Source organism: Streptococcus sp. 1032 (assembly GCF_013277015.1).
GTDB lineage: Bacteria > Bacillota > Bacilli > Lactobacillales > Streptococcaceae > Streptococcus.
In genome coordinates this window covers 17,267-36,674 of sequence record NZ_VMMD01000013.1, presented here as the reverse complement: position 1 = coordinate 36,674, position 19,408 = coordinate 17,267, and the positions used below count along the sequence as shown (strand labels likewise).

The following is a 19,408-nucleotide window of genomic DNA, read 5'->3' as shown; positions in this document are numbered from 1 at the left end:
GATTTTTCGGAAAATTATGTTAGAATTAAGTTTATGAAATGAGGTTTCCTCATACCTAGCAAGACTAGGAATAAAAATAGAAATTAGGTAGCTAGATGTCATCTAAGGTTATTGTTACAATTTTCGGTGCGAGTGGAGACCTGGCTAAACGCAAGCTCTACCCTTCCCTTTTTAGACTATATAAATCCGGCAATCTTTCCGAGCACTTTGCTGTCATTGGAACTGCCCGTCGTCCTTGGAGCAAGGAATATTTTGAATCTGTTGTAGTCGAATCCATCCTTGATTTGGCAGATAGTACCGAACAGGCTCAGGAGTTCGCTAGTCACTTCTACTATCAAAGTCATGATGTCAACGATACAGAACACTACATTGCTCTACGTCAATTGCAGGCTGAACTAAATGATAAGTACCAAGCTGAACACAACAAGCTCTTCTTCTTGTCTATGGCACCTCAGTTCTTTGGAACTATCGCAAAACACCTCAAGTCTGAAAACATTGTGGATGGTAAAGGTTTTGAGCGCTTAATCGTTGAAAAACCATTTGGTACAGATTACGCAACTGCAAGCAAGTTGAATGACGAACTCCTAGCAACATTTGACGAAGAACAAATTTTCCGTATTGACCATTATCTTGGTAAGGAAATGATTCAAAGTATCTTTGCAGTTCGCTTTGCAAACCTGATTTTTGAAAATGTTTGGAACAAGGACTTTATCGATAATGTTCAAATTACCTTTGCGGAGCGCTTAGGCGTAGAAGAACGTGGTGGCTATTATGATGAATCTGGTGCCCTCCGTGACATGGTACAAAACCACACTCTACAACTCCTTTCGCTCCTCGCCATGGACAAACCAGCAAGCTTCACAAAAGATGAGATCCGTGCTGAAAAGATTAAGGTCTTTAAAAACCTCTATCATCCAACTGATGAAGAACTTAAAGAACACTTTATCCGTGGTCAATACCGTTCTGGTAAGATTGATGGCATGAAATACATCTCTTACCGTAGCGAGCCAAATGTAAATCCAGAATCAACAACTGAAACCTTTGCATCTGGTGCCTTCTTTGTAAATAGCGATCGCTTCCGTGGTGTTCCTTTCTTCTTCCGTACTGGTAAACGTCTGACTGAAAAAGGAACTCATGTCAACATCGTCTTTAAACAAATGGATTCTATCTTTGGAGAACCTCTTGCTCCAAACATTTTGACCATCTATATCCAACCAACAGAAGGCTTCTCTCTTAGTCTAAATGGTAAGCAGGTAGGAGAAGAATTCAACTTGGCTCCTAACTCACTTGATTACCGTACAGATGCGACCGCAACTGGTGCCTCTCCAGAACCATACGAGAAATTGATTTATGATGTCCTAAATAATAACTCAACTAACTTTAGCCACTGGGATGAAGTTGGTGCGTCATGGAAATTGATTGATCGTATCGAAGAGCTCTGGGCTGAAAATGGTGCCCCACTTCATGACTATAAAGCTGGAAGCATGGGACCTCAAGCTAGCTTTGACTTACTTGAAAAATTCGGTGCCAAATGGACTTGGCAGCCAGATATCGCCTATCGTCAAGATGGTCGTTTAGAATAAAAAAATTTCCTGCAAGTTTGTACCTTGCAGGATTTTTGCTTCTGATTAGATTAAACCTTCCAAGAGACCCTTCATAAAGTTTTCTGAGTTAAACTCTCCAATATCATCGATTTTTTCACCAAAACCAATCAATTTTACAGGAATATTGAGTTCTTCACGGATGGCTAGAACAACACCACCTCGAGCAGTTCCATCAATCTTAGTCAAGACAATTCCTGTCAAAGGGGTAATTTTTGAAAATTCTTTGGCCTGTACCAAGGCATTTTGACCTGTTGATGCATCAAGTGCCAAGAAGGTTTCATGCGGAGCTTCGGGCACAACACGTTTGATAATACGACCAATCTTTTCTAGCTCAGCCATGAGGTTGTCCTTGTTTTGCAGACGACCAGCGGTATCAATCATGAGAATATCAATACCTTCAGCCACGGCACGTTCCATGCCATCAAAGACTACACTGGCTGGATCAGCTTTTTCAGGTCCAGTCACAACAGGAACGTCCACACGACGGCCCCATTCGGCAAGCTGGGCTACTGCCCCTGCACGGAAGGTATCTGCTGCAACCAACATGACCTTCTTACCAGCTTGTTTGTAGCGGTGGGCTAGTTTCCCGATAGAAGTTGTTTTCCCAACACCATTCACACCGACGAAGAGCATGACTGTCAATCCATCTTGGAAGTAGATTCTTTCATCGTAGTTGCCATCCTTTTCATAAAGCTCAACCAATTTTTCAATGATGACACGGCGCAGTGCATCAGGTTTCTTGGCGTTTTCAAGCTTGGCTTCGTAGCGTAACTCCTCTGTTAAGTTAGAAGCAACCTGGACACCAACGTCACTCATGATGAGCAGTTCTTCCAGTTCCTCGAAAAATTCTTCGTCAACAGAGCGGAAGTTGGCAAGGAAGGCATTCAAACGAGCACCGAAGCCTGTACGAGTCTTCTTGAGACTGCGGTCATATTTTTCCTGAACAGTTTCTTCTGCTTGAGGCGTTTGTGCTTCAAGCACTTCAGAATTATTTTCTTCTACAGTCTCTAGAAACTCAGTATTCCCTTCTTCTGAGTGTGGAAATTCTGCGACTTCTTTTTGAGAAACTTCTACAACTGGCTCTAAATCCAGACTTTCTTCAACTGTGTCTTGGATTTCCTCTTCTTGGAACACAGCTTGTTCAACAATTTCCACCTCTGCTTCTTCCTGAGAAACTTCCTCAGCTTCTGTTAAGACAGGCTCAACATCTTCAGACAAATCAAGATTTTCCAGAGCTTCTTTTACAACTTCTTCGATTTTAGGTTCTTCTTTTTTTCCGAATAGACGGTCAAATAATCCCATATCTTAGTTCTCCTTTAGCACATATTCTTCGATAGCCCAGGCGACAGCTTCCTCATCGTTGGTCATCGGCGTTACTACATTTGCGGCTGCCTTTACTTCAGGAACAGCGTTTTGCATGGCAACACCGAGTCCCGCCCACTCAATCATAGAGAGGTCATTGGCCTCGTCACCACAGGCCATGACTTGGCTTTGGTCAATTCCAAGATGGCTGATTAGTTTTGCCAAACCTGTTGCTTTATGAACATTCTTTGGTGACCACTCTAGCAACATTTCACGTGATTTAAAGATTTCATATTGGTCAAACAATTCTGGAGAAATCTTCTGAATAGCTGCATCCAAGGGTTCTTGAGCAAAGGCAGTCACACACTTATTGTAAGTCATCTGACTAGACAAGTCTTCAAAGTCCACTGGAATAAAGGTCAATGCTGGATTGAATTTGGCATAAAGACTTTCTTGGTCCGATTGGATTTGATAAACAGTTCCTTCTGAGATAGCATCAAGAGGCAGTGATAATTTCTCTGTCTCCTCATACAAGCGTGCCACATCATCATATGAAAAGACTGTTTTATCAAGGATTTCACCTGTATTCTTCTGAACCAAACCACCATTAAAAGTAATCGTATACTCATCTTCCTGACCGTCAGTCCCTAGCTCATGGAGAAAGAAATCCATAGCTTTTAAGGGACGACCAGTTGTTAATACGACCTTGATACCACGATCACGCGCAGCTTTTAAGGTTGCCTTGGTGCGATCCGTCAACCTTTTATCAGTAGTCAGCAAGGTCCCATCCAAGTCCAATGCAATCAATTTTATATCTGCCATTATAAGCCCTCCATATAAGCTATAACCGACTGGTCCTTATGGTGACCAATCACAGTCTCTGCTAATTCTAAAATCTCTGGTCGTGCATTTTCAGGAGCAACAGGATGTCCCACAACCTGCAACATATGCAAGTCATTTAGATTGTCTCCAAAAGCCATAACCTGATCCATTGTGATACCAAGTTTTTTAGCTAATTCAACAATAGCCACACCCTTATCAACATAGTCCAGAACAATATCAATGGATTCAAAGCCAGTTGTCATGGCCTTAACACCAGGAACATGTTCGTTTACCCAAGCTTCCCCAGCTTCAAGAGTTTCTTCTGTGAAGTTGGTTGTAAATTTGAAAATGTCATCTGTGATATCTTCCAAACTCGCTACTTTTTGGATATTTTCATTATAGTGCTGACTCACTTTCAAATAGGTCTCATCAACCGTATCTAGCACATAAGAACCCTTCTTGCCCGTCAAGAGCAGTTTATTGATATCTACATAAGGTGACGTTTTCAGCTTTTCAAAAGTTGCCAGATAAAAGTCACGAGACATAGTCGCTTCATACAAGTCCTGACCTTGATACTCTACCAAACTACCATTTTCCGCGATAAAAATAATATCATCACGAACATCAGCAAATAATTTTTCCAGAGATAGAAATCCGCGCCCTGAAGCCACCGCAAAGTAGATCCCTTTTTCCTTGTAGGAAACCAAGAGAGACTTGAGGCGGTCCATATCAAAGCGTCCATTCCCATCTAGGAAGGTTCCGTCCATATCCGTTGCTACTAGTTTAATTGTCATCCTTCAATACTTTCTAAATCTTTTAACTTAACTGAAACAATTTTTGAAACACCTGATTCTTGCATGGTCACTCCATAGATAGAATCAGCCGCTGCCATGGTTCCCTTACGGTGGGTTACGACGATAAACTGGCTGTCCTTGTCAAATCGATTGAGGTAATCCCCAAAACGTTTTACATTGGCTTCATCCAGCGCAGCTTCCACCTCATCCAAGATGACAAATGGGATAGTCTTAACTCGAATGATAGAGAAAAGCAAAGCTAGAGCCGATAAGGCTTTTTCACCACCACTCATGAGGTTAAGAGACTGGATTTTCTTACCTGGAGGTTGAACAGAAATCTCAACTCCAGATGTTAAAAGGTCGCCCTCAGTCAATATCAAGTCTGCCTGACCTCCGCCAAACATCTGTTTGAAGGTCACTTTAAAGGACTCACGAATAGCTTCAAAGGTTGATTTAAAGCGTTCCTTGACCTCATCATTCATCACAGTAATAGTCTCAAGAAGCAGGTTTTTCGCCGACAAAATGTCATCACGCTGGCTATTTAGGAAATCAAGACGGTTGTGAACTTCTTCGTACTGGTCAATAGCTTCTATATTGACAGGACCCAGTGAGCGAATAGCCTTCTCTAAATCCTGCACCTCTTGCTCTGCCAGATTGAGATTTTCCAATTCATGTGCCTTTTCTAGTGCTTCAGTATAGCTAATCTGATACTGGTCTGTTAATTGGCTTTGTAAATGGCGTAAGCGCTCGCTGACCTTTTCTTTCTTAGCTTCAGCACGTGTTTGCTTGCGAATCCACTCTTCATTCTGTTGGCGAGCCTGGTCCAAATGACTAGCAATATCATCCAGTTGCCCTTCAATATCATCCAACTCAAACTGCTTGCGAATCAAACCTTGTTGGAGATTTGTTTTCTGAATTTTAGCTTCTTCGGCCTGCTGACTGAGCAATTCTGTATCAACCTTCTCAAGATTGTCAACCTTTTCTTGAAGAAGGCGCTGGATTTCCTCTTGCTCGATATCTAAATTGTCCAATTCCTTGCCTAAACGTTCAATATCTGCAACTTCGTAACGTTTTTGTCCTTGCAGTTCTGTCTTAAGCAGGCGAGCTTGCGCTAGCTCTTCCTGCAAGTTTTGATAGCGTTCTTGAATGGCATTTTTGTTAGACTTAATCTCTTCAATCTCAGCTTCCATATTTTGCTTGTCACTTGCGATTGTAGCAAGGCGCTCTTGACATTTTTCCTTATCCGCTTGCCAATCTCCGTCAGAAAGACGATCTAATTCCTCTTCTTGAAGTTTCCAAAGAGTTTCTAACTCTTCAACTTGCTGACTGGTTTGCTGATAAGAGAGGGATAAGCCCTGCTCCTGAATACGAGCCTGCTCTCCTAGAGATTTGATTGCTTCTAATCTTTCTGTCAATCTAGTCATCTCATCTTGCAAGGTCTTCAAAGTCGCCTCTTCTGAACGCAAGCTTGCTTCTTCTTCAGCAATTTCTTTTTGTAATTGCTCCAGTTCTGGCTTGATAAAAATACTGTTGTTCTGGCGATTAGCTCCACCTGCATAGGAACCACCTGTGCGCAACTCTGTGCCGTCCACAGTCACCATACGAACCTGATAACGAACCTGGCGAGCTGCTACACGCGCGTGTTCCACGGTATCAAAAATCGCTGTCGTGGCTAGCAAGTTCTTGAAAATGGCTTCTAGTCTCTTATCAAACGACACTAACTCATCTGCCATGCCAAGGAAGCCTGGACTTGCTGCGATAGCATCTTGATTCTGACTAGAAATCGTACGAGCCTTAATAGTGGTCAAAGGAAGGAAGGTCGCGCGACCAGCTCTATTACGTTTTAGGAAATCAATGGCCTTGGTCGCCGCGTTTTCATCTTCTACGATGATATGCTGACTGCTGGCTCCAAGCGCAATCTCTAGGGCAGTTTGATAATGCACATCAAAGGTCAGGTGCTCACTAACAGCACCAATAATCCCACCAAGGCTGGCTTTTTCTTGGAGAACACTCTTAACACCTGCATAAAAGTTACTATGATTTCTCAGGATATTTTCCAAACTCTGAGCTCTCGCCTGCTTGTTTTTGAGATTATCCAGACGGTCAAAGAGTTGACTTTGTTGAACTTGATAGGAAGCTTTCTGCTCCTCTTGCTCCTTGGCACAGACCTGGTAATCTGCCAATAATTTCTGAACTTGCTCCTTGGTTGTTTCAAGCTCAGCATTTTGCTGCCTAGCCTTCTCTCTAGCTGTAGCCAGTTGTTCTTTCAGCTTTTCTAGTTGATCTGCTTGCTTTTGAGAAAGCTGACGGCTATTTTCCAACTCATTCTCGATGCGGGTCAGTTGATTTGAGACATCCGCTTCTTCTTGTAGAAGGCCCACAAAGCGTTCACGCAAAAGCTCAATCATCTGATCAGGATCATCTGAAAAAGCTAGCAATTCAGCTTCTAAACGATTAAGTTTTTGATTATTTTGGACTAGATTTTCTTCTAAGAGAGCTAAAGAACTTTCTTTATCAGATTTTTCTTTGCTGAGTGAACTTTGCTTCTCCTCCAAAGCAGCCAAACGGGCTTGTGCTTCCTGTTGATTCAGGGCTACTTGCTCAGATTCCAGTTTCGATAAGGCTAATTTTCTCTCTAAATCACTAATCAGACTGGTCAAATCCATCAAACTGCCTTGGTCTTTGGCCATTTCAGCCTGTAAATCTTGGCGTTGCTTTTTAAGAGTTTGATTTTCTTCTTCTAATTTTTCTCTCTTTTGGTAATAGCTCGTCAAGAGTTCCTGAACCTGAGCCAACTCTTCTTCTGTCAACTCTAATTCAGCCTTATTTTCCTTGATTTGAGCAACCAGCACGTCTAAATAAATAGCCTTGCGTTGACCTTCCAAGTCTAAAAACTTACGGGCATTCTCAGCTTGCTTCTCAAGAGGCTTGATTTGATTATCCAACTCGTAAATAATATCCTCTAAGCGGTCTAGATTATCCTGAGTTTGCTGCAGTTTGCTCTCAGTTTCTTTTCTGCGAGTCTTGTATTTTAAAACTCCAGCAGCTTCTTCAAAAATAGCTCGGCGTTCCTCAGGCTTGGAGTTGAAAATCTCCTCAACCTTCCCTTGGGAAATAATGGAGAAGGAGTCTCGTCCCAAACCTGTATCCAAAAAGAGGTCATGAATATCACGCAGACGGACTTTCTTGCCGTCAATCTTGTATTCGCTATCTCCGCTACGGTAGATATGGCGTTCTACCCTGATTTCTTGACCTGCATCCTTGATAAATCCGTCATGATTATCCAGAGTCACAACTACAGAAGCATAATTGAGCGGTTTGCGACTTTCTGTTCCAGCAAAGATGACATCCGGCATCTTGCCCCCACGGAGGCTCTTAACACTTGACTCCCCCAAGGCCCAACGCAGACTTTCTGTAATATTGGACTTTCCAGATCCATTGGGTCCAACGACTGCCGTCACACCTTGGTCAAAAACGACCTTGGTCTTGTCAGCAAAAGACTTAAATCCCTGAATTTCGATTTCCTTTAAATACATGAATCCAGCCCTTTCTCAACTGCATTTTTGGCAGCTTCCTGCTCTGCTAGTTTCTTAGAACGACCTTGACCTTGACCAATGCTCTTACCTTCGACAAGAACTTCTACATCAAAGACCTTATCGTGTGCAGGACCCGTTTCAGAAATCACCTGATAACGAATAGCCACATCGCCATTGACCTGAAGTAACTCTTGGAGATGGGTTTTGTAGTCTGTAATCATCTCAAATTCGCCTGCTTCAACCTTAGGAATCATGACTTGATAGATAAATTCCTTGACCTTGGCCACATCCTTGTCCAAAAGGAGAGCACCAAGAAAGGCTTCGAAGGCATCACCAAGAATGGTGTCACGATTGCGACCACCAGATTTTTCTTCTCCTTTACCAAGTTTTATAAATTGGTCAAACTGGCAATCACGCGCAAAACCAGCCAAACTCTCCTCTCGAACAATCATGGCACGGAGTTTAGACAAATCACCCTCAGGCTTTTTAGGATATTTTTTATACAGATATTCTGAAATCAATAACTGTAGAACAGCGTCTCCTAAAAATTCCAAGCGCTCATTGTGTGAAATTTTTAAGAGGCGGTGCTCATTGGCATAACTCGTATGAGTAAAGGCAGTCTCCAGTAAGTTTTTGTCTACAAATTCGATTGCAAAATGGTTCTTTAGTACAGTTTGTAATTCTTTCATACCAACCTCTTTCTAACTGATAACAGTCCTTTTTATTATATCAAAAAAAGCCTCCTGAGTCACTCTAAAACGGGAGAAAACAAGTGACCCAAGGGAACTTATCGACTACTATTAAAATGGGAAAATATTAGAATAAGGGGTGCAAGTTATTTACTTTAAGTTACCAGCCAAGTGGAATCGTTTCAAACTGACAACCCAATCGGCGTAATTCATTTTGACGGGCCTCATAGTAGGGGAGGGAAATGCCTATGATAGTCACATGAGGCAGGTCTTGTAAGTGGAGACTGACTGATGAAGTAAAATGGTAGACCTGAACAAACTCGTATTCTTGAAAAAGATGGGCTAGGACATCTTCAAAGATTAAATCTGTAGCCAAGTAAGTTACATCTGGAATATGGAAGGTTTCCTTGGGATGGGGGAGATAGAGGTCAATTGCCAAAGCCTTAGCATAGGTACTGATAAAACGGATGGAGATTTGGTCATCCTCCTCAGAGAACTTTTGTCCCAGCAGGACCTTGACCGTCTTACCATTTGAGACGGGTGCTTGTGGCAGGTCAAAAAAATGCTCCAGATAAACAAGCTTTTCTCTAGCTACGATATGGTAGTCACTGCGATAGAGGGTATAGTGCTTTTCCGTCCGCTCAATCAAGTCATCTCTGGTCAAGCCCAAAGAGCCTACCTGACTAGGATGGAGAGGGCAAGCATACATGCCCAAGGGGTAAATATCCGCATAGCCATCATCAAAACTCATGAGATGCTGGTAGGCGGAACTAGCAACCAAGTCCAGAATCAAGCTATTGTCAAAACTAGCATAAAAGATAGTGTCATAGTCTCCCGCCAGTTCCTGACAAATCTGAGTCAAGTCCTCTACGTTCTGAGGATAGTAAACATGGTCAAAATCCTTAGCATAATGCTCCTGACGGGCATTTTTGACAGAACTGACATAAAGACTGACAAAGTCCTGATCAGGATAAAATCCCTTGATATGATGGGCAATTTTAGCCTGTAAGGGCGTTGTAGCAATGATGAGGTGTTTCATCTCTTTGATTCTCCTAGGTGGTGATGTTGTAGCAAGGTCTCAACGACTTCAAAATCCAAGGCATCGTCGATATCATAAGAATAGAGTTTAGGCATTTCATAGGCTACTGTCTTATCTGTGTAAAAGGTCTCATCTCGTAGGTAACGATCCTTGCGAGAAATCCAGATACTACCGTTGGGATAGTAATAGACAGGCTCTTTCTGCCGAGCATAGTGCTTGGACACCTGAGGCGGACGGATAAAAGGTGACTCCTCTAACTGCAAGAAAAGACTACGACTCTTGTCCGCCTTAACACAGGAAATCAAATGGTCGGCGCCAGACTGACAGTAGAGGTGATAGGACTCGACGAGGTGCTCCACCTCTCTCAAGGGTGAGGTCACCTGTAGATTCACAAAGATCTGCTCTTCCTCAAAGGGCTGTAAAAAGTCTCGCAAGCTTTCTAAGCTAGAGGTTGTTGCCAAAGCCAATTCTTTTGGTCTGTGGACACAACGAATCTCTGGATAGGCTTGACGACAAAGTTCCAGATAGGCTAGTGAGTCTGAAGAAACCCAGATATCACTAAATAGCTTGGAGGCTAGAGCGACTTCTATGGTGTAGAAAACCAAAGGTTTTCCTACAAGTGGTTTGATATTTTTATCCACTAAGCCGCGTGAACCCGAACGGATCAAAATGACGGCTATGGGTTTAGATTGTGCTTTCATATAGTCTTCCTAGAATTGAGATAAACAGGGCAGATAGGGTAGTGATGATGCTATTTAACCAAGGATTGGGGTTGGCAAATAAACCACTGTAATAATAGAGAAACAAGGCTCCTAAACTAAAGAACAGATAGATTTTGGCTAGTTGTAAACTCGGTCTTTTGAGGAGTAAAACCAAGAGATACAAACCACCTATCACGCCTAGTGTCAGCCCCATAAAGCCGTTAATCCATTCGTAGATGGAGTAGATTTCTGCATTCATGAGTAAGAGGCAGAGGAACCAAGACAAACCTGCTAAGGCAAAGGATAGGATACTTGGCGACCAGCGAATCTTTGACCAAGCAAAATCCAACTTCAAGCAGGTCACAATTGCATTCATACTGGATGAAACTGTGGATTGGCCTGCTGTCAAGAGAGCTAGCATGATGAAACTGCCAAACCAAGGTGATAGACATTCCTGAACATAGGCAATGAGAACAGGATTGGGCGATGTGGTGGCAAAATTTTCCTGACGAATCAAGCGACCAATCAGATACAGTAAACTGGCAATCCCAAAGGACAAGAGTCCCTGTAGCCATAAGATTTTTCCAATCTTTTGGCGCCCCATTTTGCTATTAAAACGTTGGACAATATCCTGTGAGGAAACGTAGGAAAACAAGCTACTAAAACCTGCTCCTACAACTAAGATCAAGACCGTCTTCCCATCCAGCGTCTCTGCAAAGTGAAATATCTGTTGACTGCTATTCATGACTAAACCAGATTGGGCAATTCTTGGTAGAAAGAGAGCTAATATAGCCAGCAGGACCAAGCCCTGAAAGAAGTCCGTCCACAGCACAACCAAGAGACCACCCCTTGCCAGATAATAGACCGTCAAAAGAAGGAGTAGACCTGACAAGACCAGCTGATTGAGAGGGATAAAGGGCGCTAAGGCCTGAGACAACAAGTAGGTCACCACTGCTATTCGCCCCAACTGATAGAGGATGAAGAGTCCTGAAGCCAGTGAACGAATGCTAGGAGATTGAAACTTGTCCTCTAAAAGATGATAAGCTGTCTCGTAGTTTCCCTTTTGATAGAGGGGCAGAAAATAGCGATGAGCTAGTGGAATGGCTAGAAAAATCCCGCACTGGGCAAACCAGAGATAGAATCTACCTGTATAGGCATTCCCCACCAGAGTCAGAAAGGAAATGGGGCTGAGCAAGGTGGCAAAGACTGAGAAGCCCAAAACTGTCACTGGAACAGCTTTCTTAACCTGATAATAGTCCCCCTCACTCCCTTTTTGCCGATAGGCAATCCAGGAAATCAAGCAGAAATAGAGCAATAGGATAGCTAGAATTCCCAACATCCTAGAAATTCCTATCTAGTAATTTTCGGTATATTTGAGCTACTGTCTCTAGTGAATAGTGAGATGCTAGGGCGATATTTTCTGCATTTGATTTACAAAAATCCACTTGTTCCATTTCTTCTATCTTTTCTATTAACTCTTCCTTTGTTCTAAATAAGGTGATTGCACTGGATTGTTCTGCATAGAAACGATGAGCAATGTCCACATCTGATAACAAAGCTAGCAAGCCATGACTCAAAGCTTCTACACAGGCATTTGCAAACAATTCAGTGTAACTGGCTGATAGATAGCATTGATGTAGATTATAAGGAACATTATCTACCACTCCTCTTAGATGAATTGTGGGAGGGATATCATACTGATTACGAAGTTCTTGTATTCTTGTTTCCGATCCACCATAAAATGTAATCTCAACATTTGAACCCTTTTTATACAACTCAATAAATGCTTCAATAACTAGTCCAACATTTTTTATTTCCCCCATATGCCCCACCAAGCAATAGTCTCGTATTGGGCCTATATGTCTTAATTCTCCTAACTTTTCTGAAAACATAGGAGCTAAGAATGTGGAATGATAGCCCTTTGTTTGTAATGATTCTGTTAATTTCTCACTAGCCACAAGATACTTATTTTTTTTCCTTAAATTAGCATGTGACATATTCATTAAAACATTTGAATGAATCACTTCATAGTAATTCTTACCCGTGTTTTCCATATATCTCCATAGACTAGGCTTTGGTATACTTTGTTGATCGCGAATAATTAAGTCTGTATCCTGAGCTATATCAACCAAAAATTTGACAAGTAAATCTTCTTCAGAGTAAATAACTCCATCTTTTCGAAAAATATATTCAGGATAAAATAAAGAAACAGGAGAAGGTTCTTTGAATGGATTGATAAAACGCCCTTCAAGTGCTAGATTTCCATCTTTATGAAACCAGCGTAATTCTTTTGCCTTAAAATCTTCAAAAAGGAAAGGGCCACTTGTATAATAGTAACGACCCGAGCCATCTCCTAACGTAAGAGAAGAGACAAAACCATCTGCAGTGAGTTCAACCGTATCACTATCTGATAAATTGAGAGTTTCAAGCTTAACCGATAAGGAATCATGTCCTATATCAGAAAAACTATGAGGAACACAGATTAGTTCTTTTTCTAAAAATCCTAGCTTTTTTAAAACCACCTTCCAGTCAGGTCTAACTTGTGGGTTTGTCAGAATATGGAGATAATCTACTCCCAGATATCTTGCGATACGCGCTCGATAAAACTGGGTACTTTCAAAACCATATCGCTGTATTTTTGTAAAAGAATGCAGTGTAATAATTCTTGACATATTTCCCTCTCTTATTTTCAGTATAAAAATTGAAAAATCTCCTCTCACAAAAAGGAGAAAAGATTTTCCATCTCATATCGTGGAAGCTAGAATGACACTAAAATAGTTTTTATCAATCAATAATTCAAAAGCACCTCTGAAAACGACCTGTTCATCAAAATACATAGCCGGAAAAGATTGGTAAATCAATGTTTTCAATTTTAACATTGCGTTTTTTGAAGTGCTCAGAATCATCAATTTTAATTTAATAATTAAGACATTTGATTGAAGTCACTATTTAGTTATTATAAGTTCAGCTAATAACTAATCAAAAGATTGAGTTATTCTGATTCTTCTTTTTTCTTAAATAACCCTAATGCCAATCCTGTTACCATAGCTAGTAATCCCATAGTTGATACGTTCGTATTTTTTTCTGTACCAGTATTCGGTAGTTTTTCTTCTGATTTCTTTGATTCCGGCTGGATACTATTTGATTTTTCTGGATTAGGCTCTGGATTAGGTTCTGGTTTAGGTTCCGGCTTAGGCTCTGGCTTAGGTTCCGGCTTAGGCTCTGGTTTAGGCTCTGACTTAGGCTCTGGTACGGCGTTTTCCAGAATGTATACATAAGTTACTTCAAGAGTTTGCCCTGCAACAACCTTGCCTGTTTCATTTCCTCTAGTACTTTGAGGAACCAGTTTATAAACTTTACCTTCTGCTGTAGTAATACTTGTTGGTTTATGATCTTGTGTATCGTAGTCTGAACCGGCTTTGGCATTATCAGTATCCGTAACTGTTTGAGTTACTGGTTGTTGATTTTCATTGGTTCCTTGGAGTGGATTGCCTTCTGTATCAACGTAATGAACTATTACTGATCCAGCTTTTTCATAAACATAAGTGACTTCTGTAGTTCCTTCTACAACAGGTCCTTCTTCTGGTTTAGAGCCGTCTTTTAGGGCTTTATCAGTTAGATAGTAAGTGATACCATCTTTTACGATAGTCGCTTTCTTATGTTCTGACGTGTTGTAGTTTGTATTAAGAGAAGCGTTTGTTTCATCATTTTCATCATCCGCAATAGGATTGCCTTCTGTATCTTGGAATTTAACGATGACATTTCCTTTAGCTTCTTGATATACATAAGTTACTTCAAGAGTTTGCCCTGCGACAACCTTGCCTGTTTCATTTCCTCTAGTACTTTGAGGAACCAGTTTATAAACTTTACCTTCTGCTGTAGTAATACTTGTTGGTTTATGATCTTGTGTATCATAGTCTGAACCTGCTTTGGCACTATCAGTATCCGTAACCGTTTGAGTCACTGGTTGTTGATTTTCATTGGTTCCTTGGAGTGGATTGCCTTCTGTATCAACGTAATGAACAAGAACTGATCCAGCTTTTTCGTAAACGTAAGTTACTTCTGTTGTACCTTCAACAACATCTCCAGTTTCTTTAGAACCGTCTTTAAGTGCTTTAGCTGTTAGGTAGTATTTAACACCATCTTTAGTGATTTCGGCTTTTTTGTGGTCAGTTGTATCGTATTTAACGTTTAGAGAAGCATCTGTTTCGTCTTTTTCGTTTTCAGCGATTACGTTACCTTCAGTATCTTCATACTTAACAACAACATTACCTTTAACTTCTTTATAAACGTATGTTACTTCTACAGTATCTCCGGCTACTACTTTACCAGTTTCATTTCCGATTGTAGAATCAGGCACTAGTTCGTATACTTTTCCTTCTGCAGTTTTAATACGGTCTGGTTTCATTCCGTTATCTGCAGTGTTATAGTCAGTTCCTGGTCTGCCATCTGTTGTATCATTATTAGTTTCAGGGACATTATTTCCTTCTGGATCTGTTCCTGATATTGGATTACCTTCTTGATCTGTATAATGAACTATTACTGATCCAGCTTTTTCGTAAACGTAAGTTACTGTAGTTGTTCCTTCTACTACGTCTCCAGTAGCTGGTTTAGAACCGTCTTTCAATTCTTTAGCTGTTAGGTAATATTTAACACCATCTTTAGTGATTTCATCTTTTTTGTGGTCAGCTGTATCGTATTTAACGTTTAGAGAAGCATCTGTTTCATCTTGTTCGTCAGCAGCGATTACATTACCCTCAGTATCTTCATACTTAACAACTACATTCCCTTTAGCTTCTTGATATACATAAGTTACTTCAAGAGTTTGCCCTGCAACAACCTTGCCTGTTTCATTTCCTGTCGTACGTTGAGGAACCAGTTTATAAACTTTACCATCTGCTGTAGTAATGCTTGCTGGTTTATGATCTTGTGTATCATAGTCTGAACCGGCTTTGGCATTATCAGTATCCGTAACCGTTTGAGTCACTGGTTGTTGATTTTCGTTAGTTCCTTGGAGTGGAGTGCCTTCTGTATCAACGTAGTTAACGATGACTGATCCAGCTTTTTCGTAAACATAAGTGACTTCTGTTGTACCTTCAACAATATCTCCAGTTTCTGGTTTAGAACCGTCTTTAAGACCAGCTTTTGTAATGTAGTAAACAGTTCCGTCTTCTCCAGTGATTTTTTCTGGTTTGTTGTCAGTTGTGTCGTATTTAGCGTTTAGAGAAGCACCTTTAAGATCATCTTTATCAGCCGCGATTGTGTGACCTTCTGTGTCAACATAGTGAACGACTACGTCGCCAGTAACTTCTTTATAAACGTATGTTACTTCTTTCGTTTCTCCAGCTACTACTGTACCTGTTTCTTCACCTTCAGTTGAACCTTCAACCAATTTGTATACTTTCCCTTCTGCAGTTTTAACACGGGTTGGTTTCATTCCGTTATCTGCAGTGTTGTACGGATCTCCTGGTTTACCATTATCAACATCTTTCGTACCTGAAACTACAGTTTTACCAGCTCCATCTTCGTCTACTACTGTACCTGTAAGTGGAGTTCCATCTTCTGTTTTGTAGTTAACGATGACTGAACCTGCTTTTTCATAGACATAAGTGACCTCTGTTGTTCCTTCTACAACAGTTCCTTCTTCTATTGCTGAAGTTGTAGCTACACCATTTACTGTAGTTTTTGTTCCACTCTCTTTTATATAATAAACAGAACCATTTGCTTCTAATCTTTGAGGTTTTTCTGCATCGCTTTCTTTTGTATTGTATTGAACGTTCTCTGCAGTTTTGTTTGTGCTGACAACTACTTCTTGATTATTCGCATCAAGATAGTAAGTTTTTGTTTCAACTTCTACTACAGCATCAACAGTATCATTATATGAAGATTTAAGAGTTGTTCCATCTTCTGTTTGATAATGTACGGTAACCGAGCCTTTCTTTTCAGATCTACTCGTTACTTCAGGACTATAGGTGTAGGTGATAGTAGTATGACCACTACCTAAACGATAAGCACGAAGGGGTGTATAGGCTGTACGATAGTTATACTTCTCAGTAGCAGGGCCATTAACGGTTAGATTGAAGTAGAGTCCATACCCATCTTCTTCGTCACCTCCAGATTCATTACCAACTATGATGTCTTTATCGGGATCAAATATTGTAGCAGTAGCTGGTCTCTTTTCGGAATCCAGGATATCTTCCTTGTCTGAGTCTTCGACTCCAGGTTGACCGAGATATGAAAACGCAAGGTATCTTTTCATATTCCCTTCTGTATTTTGCAAACCTTTTTCTTTGATGTAAGCTAAATACCCTTTTAAAAAAGTTCTAGTTCCTTCATGACTAAGGTCATCGGGATTGTCTTTGTGAGCATTGATTGCCTCATAAAATTCATGAAGAGTAGATATATTATTTGCTGTAGGAAAATTCACGACATAGGTAAAACCCAGTTTGTTACGTTCACCTGTTACAAAGGTATTTTTTTCTAATACGAAAACATAATCACCTTCCTTGACACCACCATCTGTAGCGATATTCGTAGAAGTATAATCTTTTGCTGTGGCTTCTCCCGCCTTGAATGTATCTTCTAGCCATTTATCAGATGTAGTGGCTGGTGTATCGGCTAATACATATTTACCGTAAGTCCCCTTGCCAGTTTCTTCGACAATCCAGCTACGACCTCCTGGTTTAACTCCACTGTGGTTAATTTTCCCATCATTTTGAACAAGACCTTCAGAAGTTAGTTTTGCAGTCACATTTCCAAGAGTAGAGTCAGAGTATACCCCTCCTCCATCACCTGTAATTTCTACAGCTGGATCCCCGATCTTATGATAGGTAGTATTATTTTTTTCAATAGTATCTTTTCCTGCGGCACCGTGCTCTTTTGCCTTGGTTAAATCAGTATCGGTAATTTCGTTACCTGTTAATGATTTGAAGACTTTTCCATATGGTCCGTATACTTCATAATCTACCGAAATTTGTTTTTCAAAGCCTGCATCTTGATTTTTATCTTCTTCTAAAACAGTCCCATCAGTTGATACATATTTGTAGTCTACCTTACCTATTTTAGTAATGTTATCTATACCTGTTTCATTCGGTTTTGGATTAGGATCAAAATCTTTTGAAGGATAATCATACTCATAATCAGTATTCTCAAATTTCACATGTGCTGTATCTACTGTGATAGAACCCTTACTATTTGATATAGTAGTAGTTCCATCTCCGTTATCTATAATAGCAGCTTCTACAGACTGAGTGTTGACAGACAAAGCGATAGCAGCACCCATAATGAGTCCGAGAGTACCTATTTTTACTGAGTCTGAACGACCATTTTTTAATTTACGAATGGAAAAAATTTCCTTTTTATTTGACAAAATATCAAGCCTCCATATATATATATATATATATCAACCTAGTAACTTATTGAGAAAGAAATCTAAATTGTTGATTTTAGTATATCATTTTGTTCATAATTAGACAACTTTGACGTACAAAATATTTTATCTCTTCTGTATATTACTTCCACTAACTTCTAATATCAGAAAGAGGATTGTTAAATCATTTATCGCATTGTTAAGAATTTAGAAAATCTGTGCATTATAAAAAAATAAAACACATCATATCAAGGTTTTTACTAGACATGATATGATGTGTTTTATGATTTGTTCTATTTGTACTCAGACTCCTGAGCTATTTACATCCACCCTGAGGGAATCGAACCCCCATCTCAAGAACCGGAATCTTACGTGATATCCATTACACTAAGGGTGGAAACTTGTTTTATTATAACAGAAATTTGCTCTAATAACAAGTTTTTTTCTAGTGAGATAGGCCGTTTTAGTGGGAAGCATCCCCATTCCAGATGGAGTTTTTCACGATAACATAATCAACGTGTTTAAGGTCAGCAACCTGACGTCCACCTGCATATGAAATAGCACTTTGAAGGTCTTGTTCCATCTCAGTTAAAGTGTCTTGCAGATGACCTTTGGCAGGAAGCAAGATGCGTTTGCCTTCCACATTTTTGTAAGCACCTTTTTGATATTGTGAGGCTGAACCATAATATTCTTTGAACTGTTCACCATCGACTTCAATCGTTTTCCCTGGACTTTCAATATGTCCTGCAAAGAGGGAACCAATCATAACCATGCTGGCACCGAATCGGATAGACTTGGCAATATCGCCGTGAGTACGAATTCCGCCATCAGCAATAATCGGTTTACGTGCAGCCTTAGCACACCAGCGTAGAGCAGCCAACTGCCAACCACCTGTACCAAAACCAGTCTTAACCTTGGTGATACAAACCTTACCAGGACCAATTCCGACCTTAGTAGCATCCGCACCAGCATTTTCCAATTCACGCACAGCTTCTGGTGTTCCCACATTCCCAGCAATAACAAAAGTATCTGGCAATTCTTTCTTGATGTGTTGAATCATAGAAATCACGCTATCCGCATGACCATGGGCAATATCAATCGTGATGTACTCAGGAGCATCAGCCTTGAGCTGTCTGACAAAATCATACTCATAATCCTTAACACCGACAGAGATAGAAGCAATGAGCCCTTGCTCATGCATGCGCTTAATAAAAGGAATACGTCCTGCCTCATCAAAACGGTGCATAATGTAGAAGTACCCACCTTTAGCCAATTGCTCTGCTACACTTTCATCCAAAATCGTCTGCATATTAGCTGGCACAACAGGTAGTTTAAAGGTGTGATTTCCTAAAGTGACACTTGTATCCGCTTCTGCTCGGCTTTTAATCACACATTTATTTGGAATCAATTGAATATCTTCGTAATCAAAAATTGGAAATTCATTTAACATATCGATGTCTCGTTTCTTTTGTAATGACCTACCTATGCTCTCGCATCACTACGCCTTTTCCGACGTTTCCTTAATTAATTATAAACCAAAGTACAGTTTTTG

The 19,408-nt window shown here is 40.5% G+C and carries 12 protein-coding genes and 1 tRNA gene; 1 reads left to right on the top strand and 12 read right to left on the bottom strand.

Going from position 1 to position 19,408, the window contains the following annotated elements:
- The first annotated feature begins 95 nt into the window (after positions 1–95).
- Positions 96–1,583 (top strand): glucose-6-phosphate dehydrogenase, encoded by a 1,488-nt coding sequence (zwf, locus tag HT711_RS03610; RefSeq protein WP_173235093.1) that lies wholly within the window; start codon positions 96–98, stop codon positions 1,581–1,583.
- 45 nt (positions 1,584–1,628) lie between these two features.
- Here zwf and ftsY read toward each other — a convergent pair whose 3' ends face one another.
- The 12 genes from ftsY to HT711_RS03550 form a co-directional block, all read right to left on the bottom strand.
- The gene (gene ftsY, locus HT711_RS03605; RefSeq protein WP_173235091.1) at positions 1,629–2,906 is read right to left on the bottom strand and encodes a signal recognition particle-docking protein FtsY; all 1,278 of its coding nucleotides are present in this window, start codon (positions 2,904–2,906) and stop codon (positions 1,629–1,631) included.
- A 3-nt stretch (positions 2,907–2,909) separates the two neighbouring features.
- Positions 2,910–3,728 (bottom strand): Cof-type HAD-IIB family hydrolase, encoded by an 819-nt coding sequence (locus tag HT711_RS03600; protein ID WP_119946646.1) that lies wholly within the window; start codon positions 3,726–3,728, stop codon positions 2,910–2,912.
- Positions 3,728–4,522, bottom strand: a complete 795-nt coding sequence (locus tag HT711_RS03595) for an HAD family hydrolase (protein WP_173235090.1) — start codon at positions 4,520–4,522, stop codon at positions 3,728–3,730. Before HT711_RS03595 ends, HT711_RS03600 begins: the two co-directional genes overlap by 1 nt.
- Entirely contained in the window at positions 4,519–8,058 is a 3,540-nt protein-coding gene (gene smc, locus HT711_RS03590; protein WP_173249752.1) for a chromosome segregation protein SMC, read from the bottom strand. The genes HT711_RS03595 and smc overlap by 4 nt, the downstream gene beginning before the upstream one ends.
- Positions 8,049–8,747 carry a ribonuclease III gene (gene rnc / locus HT711_RS03585; protein WP_125452135.1) on the bottom strand — a complete coding sequence of 233 codons (699 nt, stop codon included), beginning with the start codon at positions 8,745–8,747 and terminating at the stop codon, positions 8,049–8,051. Before rnc ends, smc begins: the two co-directional genes overlap by 10 nt.
- A gap of 160 nt (positions 8,748–8,907) precedes the next feature.
- Positions 8,908–9,786, bottom strand: a complete 879-nt coding sequence (locus HT711_RS03580) for a glycosyltransferase family 52 (RefSeq protein ID WP_173249751.1) — start codon at positions 9,784–9,786, stop codon at positions 8,908–8,910.
- Positions 9,783–10,487, bottom strand: coding sequence for an acylneuraminate cytidylyltransferase family protein (locus HT711_RS03575; protein WP_173235086.1), 705 nt, complete (start codon positions 10,485–10,487; stop codon positions 9,783–9,785). The genes HT711_RS03580 and HT711_RS03575 overlap by 4 nt, the downstream gene beginning before the upstream one ends.
- A complete protein-coding gene (locus tag HT711_RS03570) occupies positions 10,471–11,826 on the bottom strand; it encodes a sodium:solute symporter (RefSeq protein ID WP_173235084.1) in 1,356 nt (451 codons plus the stop codon). The genes HT711_RS03575 and HT711_RS03570 overlap by 17 nt, the downstream gene beginning before the upstream one ends.
- A gap of 1 nt (position 11,827) precedes the next feature.
- A complete protein-coding gene (locus HT711_RS03565; RefSeq protein WP_173235082.1) occupies positions 11,828–13,159 on the bottom strand; it encodes a glycosyltransferase in 1,332 nt (443 codons plus the stop codon).
- A 320-nt stretch (positions 13,160–13,479) separates the two neighbouring features.
- Positions 13,480–17,856, bottom strand: coding sequence for an LPXTG cell wall anchor domain-containing protein (locus HT711_RS03560; RefSeq protein WP_205403209.1), 4,377 nt, complete (start codon positions 17,854–17,856; stop codon positions 13,480–13,482).
- 325 nt (positions 17,857–18,181) lie between these two features.
- Positions 18,182–18,253 (bottom strand) — tRNA-Arg (locus HT711_RS03555).
- A 66-nt stretch (positions 18,254–18,319) separates the two neighbouring features.
- A complete protein-coding gene (locus tag HT711_RS03550; RefSeq protein WP_173217810.1) occupies positions 18,320–19,306 on the bottom strand; it encodes a GMP reductase in 987 nt (328 codons plus the stop codon).
- Positions 19,307–19,408: the final 102 nt, after the last annotated feature.

Excerpts from the sequence above, each read along its gene's own strand:
- HT711_RS03550 (WP_173217810.1), bottom strand. The coding sequence starts at position 19,306 with ATGTTAAATGAATTTCCAATTTTTGATTACGAAGATATTCAATTGATT.
- HT711_RS03575 (WP_173235086.1), bottom strand. The coding sequence starts at position 10,487 with ATGAAAGCACAATCTAAACCCATAGCCGTCATTTTGATCCGTTCGGGT.
- zwf (WP_173235093.1), top strand. The coding sequence starts at position 96 with ATGTCATCTAAGGTTATTGTTACAATTTTCGGTGCGAGTGGAGACCTG.
- HT711_RS03600 (WP_119946646.1), bottom strand. The coding sequence starts at position 3,728 with ATGGCAGATATAAAATTGATTGCATTGGACTTGGATGGGACCTTGCTG.
- HT711_RS03580 (WP_173249751.1), bottom strand. The coding sequence starts at position 9,786 with ATGAAACACCTCATCATTGCTACAACGCCCTTACAGGCTAAAATTGCC.
- smc (WP_173249752.1), bottom strand. The coding sequence starts at position 8,058 with ATGTATTTAAAGGAAATCGAAATTCAGGGATTTAAGTCTTTTGCTGAC.
- rnc (WP_125452135.1), bottom strand. The coding sequence starts at position 8,747 with ATGAAAGAATTACAAACTGTACTAAAGAACCATTTTGCAATCGAATTT.
- ftsY (WP_173235091.1), bottom strand. The coding sequence starts at position 2,906 with ATGGGATTATTTGACCGTCTATTCGGAAAAAAAGAAGAACCTAAAATC.
- HT711_RS03565 (WP_173235082.1), bottom strand. The coding sequence starts at position 13,159 with ATGTCAAGAATTATTACACTGCATTCTTTTACAAAAATACAGCGATAT.
- HT711_RS03570 (WP_173235084.1), bottom strand. The coding sequence starts at position 11,826 with ATGTTGGGAATTCTAGCTATCCTATTGCTCTATTTCTGCTTGATTTCC.
- HT711_RS03595 (WP_173235090.1), bottom strand. The coding sequence starts at position 4,522 with ATGACAATTAAACTAGTAGCAACGGATATGGACGGAACCTTCCTAGAT.